Genomic DNA, 8047 nt, shown 5'->3' on the forward strand with positions numbered 1-8047 from the left:
CCGAGGGGTGGTTATGAACGGGGTGGGAGGGTGATGGTTCGGGACCAGACTGAGGCTGTCGGGGGTTTGTTGACGGACCAGTTGGCGCCTCGGTCGCCGAAGCTCAGGAGGGTGTTGGGACCGGTGGGGACGAGGCTGCCGTTGGCGCTGTTGCGGTAGTCGACGTAGGTGGGTGGGGACCAGGTGTGGCCGCTGCCGTCGTCGGAGATCATGACGGACTGGCCGGGGCGGCCGTAGTAGAGGACGAGGCGGTTGTCGGGCATCAGGACCATGCTCGGGTAGACGCCGATGGTGGGGACGCCGTTCGAGGACTTGAGGACGGTGGGTGCGCTCCAGGTGCGGCCGTTGTCGGTGGAGCGGGACACGTACATGTTCAGGTACCAGCCGGTGCGCATGACGGCGAGCAGGGAGCCGTCGGCGACGCGCTGGATGCCGGCTTCGCAGAAGCCTTCGCCGGGCTGGGTGCCGTTGTAGGCGACGGTTCCTTGGGTCGACCAGTTCAGGCCGCCGTCGGTGGAGCGCAGGATCAGCTGGCGGTAGCGGGTGTCGCCGTCGTAGTACCCGTACGCCGACAGGTAGAGAGTGCCGTCCGGATCCTCGACGACACTGTGGACGAGGACGAAGCCGCCCATGGTGCGGCCGGGCCGGCTGGTGGTTGAGCTGATCGGCTTCATCGTCTGCGGTGTCGTCATCGCACCGACCCGCACCGGCCCCCAGGTCTTGCCGCCGTCCTGCGAGAGCTTGGTTTCCACGTCGGCACTTCGGTTCCCGGCGCGCATGAAGGTGTGGTACGAGAGCGCGAGTACGTCGCCGTTCCGCAACGTCGACAGGTTGTACGACTGCTCGTTCGGGAACGGATTGCGCGCATCTTCACGTCGCCAACTGGTGCCCTGGTCGGCCGAGGTCGCGAAGCGGGTGCCGGTGCTGTTGGTCGCGTCGGCGTGGGCGGCGTACGTGACGAGGGCTTCGGAGCCGGTGTTCGCCGACGCGTGCGGCATCTGCAGCAGCGAACCGTTCGCCTGCTCGATCGTCACCGGCTGACCGACAGAGACGGCTCCCGGCGGCTGTACGGCGGGAGCGGTCAGCCCGGAGATGTCGTCGAAGAACACCTCGTCCCCCGCCGGCGCGGTGCCGTTGCTGGACAGGTCGAAGCCGGTGATGTCGGTGACTCGCCGCATCCCCCACGGTCCCCCGGCCAACTGCCGGACGCCGTTCACAGTGAGCTGGACCTCTTCCTGATCAGACGCCACCCGCACACCCAGCTGATTCCAAGCCCCGACCCGTACGACGCCTGGTGGGCTCACGGTCGTCCAGGCAGCGCCGTCGTACCAGCGCAAGCTCCCGTCGGACTGGATCGCCAGATGGAACACGACCTGCTCCCCCGCCTGGCCCTCGAAGTGCCCGCGCAGAGACACGAGAAACCCGTTCTCCAGCGCCAGCGGGTACGCCGAGAACGCGAGATCAATGCCGCGCTGGGGAACGGAGGGGCACGAGATCACGTTCTGGAGTGTCGTGGCCCGGTCGTTGATCTGCAGAGAGCGCTCTCCGGTGAACGCGCGGAGATCGCTCACGACCGCGGCCGCCTTGCCGGCCGGCGTCACACACCCAGCCGGTACGGCGCCGATCGCCTCGGACTCGAATCCGCGGCCGGCCGTCGTCCGCACGTCGTCGAAGAAAACCCGGTCCCCCTGAGGCACCGTCCCGTTGCTCCCGAGCTGGTAGCCGCTCAGCTCGAGGACACCCGCCGACCCGGCGCGCGAGGCCGTACCAACCGCCTGCGCACCCACGAACACCTGTGCCGACTGGGATCCGGCCTCGATCCGAACGTTGCTCCAGGCCCCTATTGGTACGGTCCCGGCCGCGGCGAACGGCGTCCACCGAGCGCCGTCGTACCACTGGATCGAGCCGTTCGGCAGAACGTTCAGGTGGTAGATCGTCCCGGCCGTACCGCCTTGCCAGCGGCCGTTCAGGCTGACCAGAAACCCGTTCTGGAGAGTCGCCGGGTACACGGAGAACGAGAGCGACGTACTCGGCGCAGGATCGAGCGGGCACACGATCACGGTGTGCGACGCGGTAGAAACGTCGTTCACGAGCAGAGAACGCTGACTCTCGTGAACGCCGCGTTCTCCGCTGACGACCGCGGTGCCCTTGCCGGCGGGCGTCGTACAGCCGGATGGCACACCACCGACCGGCTCGACCTCGTAGGCCCGGACGACTCCGACAGGTTCGGCAGCCGCCGAGGTCACCGGGACGGCGACCAGTAGCCCAGCCACGAGAGCAAGGGCGAGCGCAAGTTTTCCGCGTTTGACATGACTGAGCACGGGCGGCCTCCGAGGAGCGTGTCGAGGACACGCAGCCTGCCGGAGGCCCTACCCGCTCGCTATCTGTTCGAGACCGATCGAATGGTCTCTAGCAAATACCCGCTAGCGCTTCTGCTTCTTCCGCGGCCGGATCTGGACGTGCACCGGGCTCCCGACGAAGCCGAAGTCCTCGCGCAGCCGGCGCTCGATGAACCGCTGGTACGACGGCTCGATCGCGCCGGACGTGAAGATCGCGAACGTCGGCGGCATCGTGGTCGCCTGCGTACCGAACAGGATCTTCGGCTGCTTGCCGGACCGCACCGGGTGCGGGTGGGCCGCCACCAGCCGGCCGAGGAACGCGTTCAGCTGACCCGTCGGGACCCGCGTCTGCCAGCCCTCGAGCGCGGCCTCGATCGCCGGGACCAGCTTCTCCATGTGCCGGCCGGTCAGCGCGCTGATGTTCACCCGCGGCGCCCAGCGGAACTGGACCAGGTCCCGGTCGATCTCCTTCTCCAGGTAGTACCGCCGGTCCTCGTCGACCAGGTCCCACTTGTTGTAGGCGATGACGAGGGCCTTACCGGCCTCCTCGACCGAGTTCATGATCCGGATGTCCTGCTCGGTCATCGGCTCGGACGCGTCGACCACCACGACCACGACCTCGGCCCGCTCGATCGCGGCGTTGGTCCGCAGGGAGGCGTAGTACTCGTGGCCCTGGACGTTCTTGACCTTGCGCCGGATACCGGCGGTGTCGATGAACCGCCACTCCTTGCCGACCAGCGTGATCAGCTCGTCGACCGGGTCGACCGTGGTCCCGGCGATGTCGCTGACGACGACCCGGTCCTCCTTGGCGACCTTGTTCAGCAGTGACGACTTGCCGACGTTCGGTTTGCCGACGATCGCGATCCGGCGCGGGCCGCCGGCCGCGGCGTCGCGCTCCGGCGGCGCCTCGGGCAGCGCGGCCAGGACGGCGTCGAGCATGTCACCGGTCCCCCGGCCGTGCATGGCCGAGATCGGGAACGGCTCGCCGATGCCGAGACCCCACAGGTTCATCGCCTCGGACTCGACCCGCTGGTCGTCGACCTTGTTGGCCGCGAGCACGACCGGCTTCCCGGACTTGCGCAGCACCCGGACGACGGCCTCGTCGGCGTCGGTGATGCCGACGGTCGCATCCACCACGAACAGCACCGCGTCGGCGGCGTTGATCGCGACCTCGGCCTGGGCGGCCACCAGCGCGGCCATCCCGACCGCGTCCGGGTCCCAGCCGCCGGTGTCGACGACGGTGAAGCTGCGGCCGGCCCAGTCGGCGTCGTACGAGACGCGGTCCCGGGTGACCCCGGGGGTGTCCTCGACGACGGCCTCGCGGCGGCCGATGATGCGGTTGACGAGCGTGGACTTGCCCACATTCGGCCGGCCGACGATGGCGAGCACGGGCAGCGGACCGGAGTCCTCCGCGTCATGCGTCGGCTCGGCGAAGTCGTAGCCCGTGGGCAGGTCAGTCATCAGGGTCCTTCTTGTCTGGCGCACCCGGGAGCGGGTGACCGGTGGCTGCGACGGCGGCCTTGATATGGGCACGCAGCATGTCGCCGATCTGGTCGGCAACCGCCCGTACGTCGGAGTGCCGCCTAGGAAAGGATACGCGGTCGATCGGGAACGGTGCGCCGTACACCACGTCCACCCGGCTCCCGGCGGGTGGAAAACCCTCGATATCGCCGCCCGGCAGCCTGGTCCCGAGCAGCGCCACCGGCAGGATCGGAGCCCCGGTGACCATCGCCAGGTACGCCGTACCGAGCCGGATCCGGCTGAAATCCCCCGTACCGCGGGTGCCCTCCGGGTAGATGTTCAGCACCCGCCCGTCCCGCAGGACCTTGATCGACTGCCGGATCGCGCGCGGGTCGTACGACGTACGGTCGATCGGGATCTGGCCGGTCGCCCGCAGGAACCAGCCCTGCAGCCCGCCGAACGCCTCGATCTTGCCGAGCTGGTGCAGCATCCGGGGCGCGATCGCGCCCAGCAGTGGCCCGTCGAGCAGGCTCAGATGGTTCGGCGTCATCAGCACCGGCCCGCTCTGCGGAAACAGCTCCTCGTGATGCACCCGCAGGTCGTACTTCCGCGCGAAGTACCGCGCCGCAACCGCCCGCACCGGCACCGCCAGCCGGTACGGCAGCCGCGGCAGGTCGTCGGTGAGCGGCAGGTCGCGCTGCCTCGTGATCTCGGCGGTCACTCCGTAGAGGCCTCTTTGGCGAGTCTGCTGATCACGTCGATGACCTCCTCCAGCGAGAGATCGGTGGAGTCGATGGTGACTGCGCCGTCCGACGCGACCTGGAACTCCGCCACGGTCGAGTCGTCCGCGTCCCGCCGTACGATCTGGTCCCGCAACTGCTCCGCGGTGACCGAACCGACGGCCAGCTCGGCGCCGCGCCGGGCCAGCCGGGCCTCCTGATCCGCGGTCAGCAGCACCTTCAGCTCGGCGTCGGTGGCGACCACGGTCGCGATGTCGCGCCCCTCGACCACGATCCCGCCGCTGGGCTGGGCATCGTCGATGATCTCGCGCTGCCGCCGGATCAACTCCTTGCGGACGTCCAGGTTGGTCGCGATCTTGCTGACCTGCTCACTGATCCGCGGCTCCCGGATCGCGGCGGTGATGTCGCTCCCGTCCGCGATCACGAACTGGTTCAGCGGGTCGGTGCTGAGCTCGAGCCGCAACTCACGCGCCCGCTGCGCGACCGCCGCGGTGTCGTCCAGGTCCAGCCCGTGCTCGATCGCGGACCAGGTCACCGCCCGGTACGTCGCTCCGGTGTCCAGGAAGCGCAGTCCCAGCCGGTCGGCCACGCCCCGAGCGGTACTCGACTTACCGGACCCGCTCGGCCCGTCCACAGCGATGATCATGCCCCGAGAATATCCGCCGCCAGGGACAACCCTCGACCACGGTCGTGCACCTGTGAATCTGCGCGAACGGACGCGCTACTTTCTGGCAGTGGCCGATCACGGCACCAGGCGTGCGGGCGCATGTACTCCGCGCTCCCCAATCACCCGACCGACAGGACGTATAGCCCGGATCGCCCGTCCCCTGCTCCACCTCAGGCGGGCGAGAGCGCATACGTACCCAGATATGTCCTGTTCTTGTGCAGCTCCCCGGGCCGCTCGGATGCGGCCGGCGATGGGCACCCCCCGGCGCCACCCCAAGCCAGCTCGGCCGACCACGCGCGCGGCGGCCGACAAGCAGGTTGGGGAGCACGTTGTGCCTCGCGGGCGCAATACCTTCCCCACACGGCTAGCGGTGGACGACCCAGCCTCGGGCGGTGAGGGTTTCGGTGAGTTGGTCGTCGGAGCCGGGTTTGACCAGGAGCTCGACCTCACCGACGGGGCGGCCGGGGCTGTGGTCGATGCGGAGGTCTTCGACGTTCGCGCCGGAGGCGGCGGCGTCGTTGAAGAGGCGGGCGAGCTGGCCGGGGCGGTCGGGGATGGTGACCAGGACGCTGACCAGTTCGATGTGCGGGGTGCCGTGTTTGCCGGGGACGCGGATGGCGCCGGAGACGCCGCGGGCGAGCACCGAGGTGAGTTCGTCGCCGGCCTCTTCTTTGCCCAGGGCAACCAGGACGCGGTCGAGTTCGTCGCGGATCTGCTCGAGCAGGCCGGTCAGGGCGGCGGAGTTGGCGGAGACGATCTGGGTCCACAGGCCCGGGTCGCCGGCGGCGATGCGGGTCACGTCGCGGACACCTTGGCCGGACAGTTGCAGGTGTGAGTTCGGCGCGTCGACAAGCGTGCCTGCAGCCAGGGACGACATCAGCTGCGGCAGGTGCGAGACCCGGGCAACCGCCAGGTCGTGATCCTCGACGGACAACTCGACCGTCCGCGCACCACAAGCCTCAGCCAGGCAACGAACAAGCTCAACCGCTTCAGGTGAGCTGGACGAGTGCGGGGTGATCGCCCAGGTCGCGCCGTCGAACAGATCCGCGCGCGCGGCCAACGGACCGTTGCGCTCCGAACCGGCCATCGGGTGACTGCCGACGTACCGGCTCAGGTCGGAGGCCAGCAGCCGAGCATCCGTCAGCGGCTTCGACTTCACGCTCGCCGCGTCGGTGACGACCGCATCGGTCTGCGCGAGCTGCTCGGCGATCACCGCCCCGACATGATCCGGCGGTACGGCGACCACGACCAACTGCGGCTCGATCTGCACGAGCCGTGAGCCCGCCCCGATGCGCTCGGCCATCAACGCGTTGTCCGGATTCGCGTCGACCAGCTCCACGACCACACCCAACCGCGCCAGCGCGAGGCCGATCGACGTACCGATGAGCCCCGCACCGACTACACGAACGGGACCACGCAATCCGCTCACTGAGCACCTGTCAGATCGGGACGGAGCGCCGACGCACCGTGCAGGTAGACGTGCTGGATCTTGTCGCGGGAACGCTCGGTCTCGGTGTGCACCATCATCCGTACCACCCGCGGCAGCGCGTGCGGTACGTCGATCTCCTGCATGCACATCAGCGGTACGTCGGTCAGCCCGATCTGCCGGCCGGCCACGGCCGGGAACTCGGCGTGCAGGTCGGGCGTGACGGTGAACAGGATGCTGATCAGATCGGCACTGTCCAGGTCGTTCGCCTCCAGGACCGCCTTCACCAGCTCGGCGGACCGCTCGAGCAGATGCTCGCGCTCGTCCACGTCCAGCTGGGTGGCTCCCCGGATCGCCCGCACCGCCACGTCACGCCTCCTCGATCAATCTTTCTTCACAACGTGGACAGCCTAGGCCAGAGCGGCCACGGACTGGACAGCCGTCTCGGATTGCGCCTCAGCGGCATCGACCGTCTGCTCCAGGAGCAGCGCGATCGTCATCGGCCCGACGCCGCCCGGCACCGGAGTGATCAGGCGCGCGACCTCGCTCGCTTCCTCGAAGTGGACGTCGCCGACGTTGCCTTCGTTGTATCCGGCATCGATCACGACCGCGCCCGGCTTGAGCCAGTCGCCGCGGACGAAGTTCGCCTTACCGACCGCGGCGACCACGATGTCCGCGGTCCGGACGATCTCGGGCAGGCCGACGGTCCGCGAGTGGGTGTAGGTCACGGTCGCATCCGATGCCAGCAGCAACATCCCGGCCGGCTTGCCGAGGATCGGGCTGCGGCCGATCACGACCGCGTGCGCTCCGGCGATCGGTACGTCGTACGCCTCGAGCAGCCGCAGGATCCCGCCCGGCGTACAGGACCGGAAGCCGGGCTCACCGAACGCCATTGCCGCGAACGCATGCATGGTCACCCCGTCGACGTCCTTGCCCGGAGCGATCGCCTCGAACGCCGCGCGCTCATCGACATGCCCCGGAACCGGGTGCTGCAACAGAATCCCGTGCACCTCAGGGTCGTTCGACAACTTGGTGAGCTCGGCAACCAGCTCGTCGGTGGTGGTCTCGGCCGGCAGTACGACGCTGCGCGAACCGATCCCGGCCTTCTTGCTCCGGTTCTGCTTCATCCGCACATACGTCGCGGACGCGGGATCATCACCCACCAGCACAGTCGCCAGACACGGCTGCACACCGGTCGATGCGCGCAACTTCTCGGCACGGGCGGCGGCGTTCGTCACCATCTCGGCAGCGAGATCGGTCCCGATCATCAATTCAGCAGTCATCCGCATACTCCTCCGGGCATCAACTCGAGTGCCCAGGCGCGCGACAACGCCGGTCCTTACCCGGCAGCCGGATCCTCCGGCAGATCGCTCCCCGGTGGTACTCCACCTCAACGCCAGTCGCGACCCCACCC

Annotated in this window: 7 protein-coding genes and 1 riboswitch; all 7 genes read right to left on the bottom strand. The window is 68.8% G+C overall.

Annotated elements, in window-relative coordinates:
* Positions 1-11: 11 nt before the first annotated feature.
* Complete coding sequence (locus tag E1261_RS07685) at positions 12-2321, bottom strand: sialidase family protein (RefSeq protein WP_132404073.1); 2310 nt, start codon at positions 2319-2321, stop codon at positions 12-14.
* Positions 2322-2423: 102 nt separating this feature from the next.
* The gene (der, locus tag E1261_RS07690) at positions 2424-3800 is read right to left on the bottom strand and encodes a ribosome biogenesis GTPase Der (protein WP_132404076.1); all 1377 of its coding nucleotides are present in this window, start codon (positions 3798-3800) and stop codon (positions 2424-2426) included.
* Entirely contained in the window at positions 3793-4521 is a 729-nt protein-coding gene (locus tag E1261_RS07695) for a lysophospholipid acyltransferase family protein (protein WP_132404079.1), read from the bottom strand. The genes der and E1261_RS07695 overlap by 8 nt, the downstream gene beginning before the upstream one ends.
* Positions 4518-5186 (bottom strand): (d)CMP kinase, encoded by a 669-nt coding sequence (cmk, locus tag E1261_RS07700; RefSeq protein ID WP_132404082.1) that lies wholly within the window; start codon positions 5184-5186, stop codon positions 4518-4520. Before cmk ends, E1261_RS07695 begins: the two co-directional genes overlap by 4 nt.
* A 385-nt stretch (positions 5187-5571) precedes the next feature.
* Positions 5572-6636: a prephenate dehydrogenase gene (locus E1261_RS07705; RefSeq protein WP_132404085.1), complete on the bottom strand. Its 1065-nt coding sequence runs from the start codon at positions 6634-6636 to the stop codon at positions 5572-5574.
* Positions 6633-7001 (bottom strand): chorismate mutase, encoded by a 369-nt coding sequence (gene aroH, locus E1261_RS07710; protein WP_132404088.1) that lies wholly within the window; start codon positions 6999-7001, stop codon positions 6633-6635. Before aroH ends, E1261_RS07705 begins: the two co-directional genes overlap by 4 nt.
* Positions 7002-7043: 42 nt before the next feature.
* The gene (locus E1261_RS07715) at positions 7044-7916 is read right to left on the bottom strand and encodes a bifunctional 5,10-methylenetetrahydrofolate dehydrogenase/5,10-methenyltetrahydrofolate cyclohydrolase (RefSeq protein WP_165952413.1); all 873 of its coding nucleotides are present in this window, start codon (positions 7914-7916) and stop codon (positions 7044-7046) included.
* A gap of 23 nt (positions 7917-7939) precedes the next feature.
* Positions 7940-8047: riboswitch (ZMP/ZTP riboswitch) on the bottom strand.

The sequence above is a fragment of the Kribbella albertanoniae genome, from assembly GCF_004348455.1.
Classification (GTDB): Bacteria; Actinomycetota; Actinomycetes; order Propionibacteriales; family Kribbellaceae; genus Kribbella; species Kribbella albertanoniae.

What these genes read in the sequence shown, in the direction of transcription:
- der (WP_132404076.1), bottom strand. Translation starts at nt 3,800, where the DNA reads ATGACTGACCTGCCCACGGGCTACGACTTCGCCGAGCCGACGCATGAC.
- cmk (WP_132404082.1), bottom strand. Translation starts at nt 5,186, where the DNA reads ATGATCATCGCTGTGGACGGGCCGAGCGGGTCCGGTAAGTCGAGTACC.
- E1261_RS07715 (WP_165952413.1), bottom strand. Translation starts at nt 7,916, where the DNA reads ATGACTGCTGAATTGATGATCGGGACCGATCTCGCTGCCGAGATGGTG.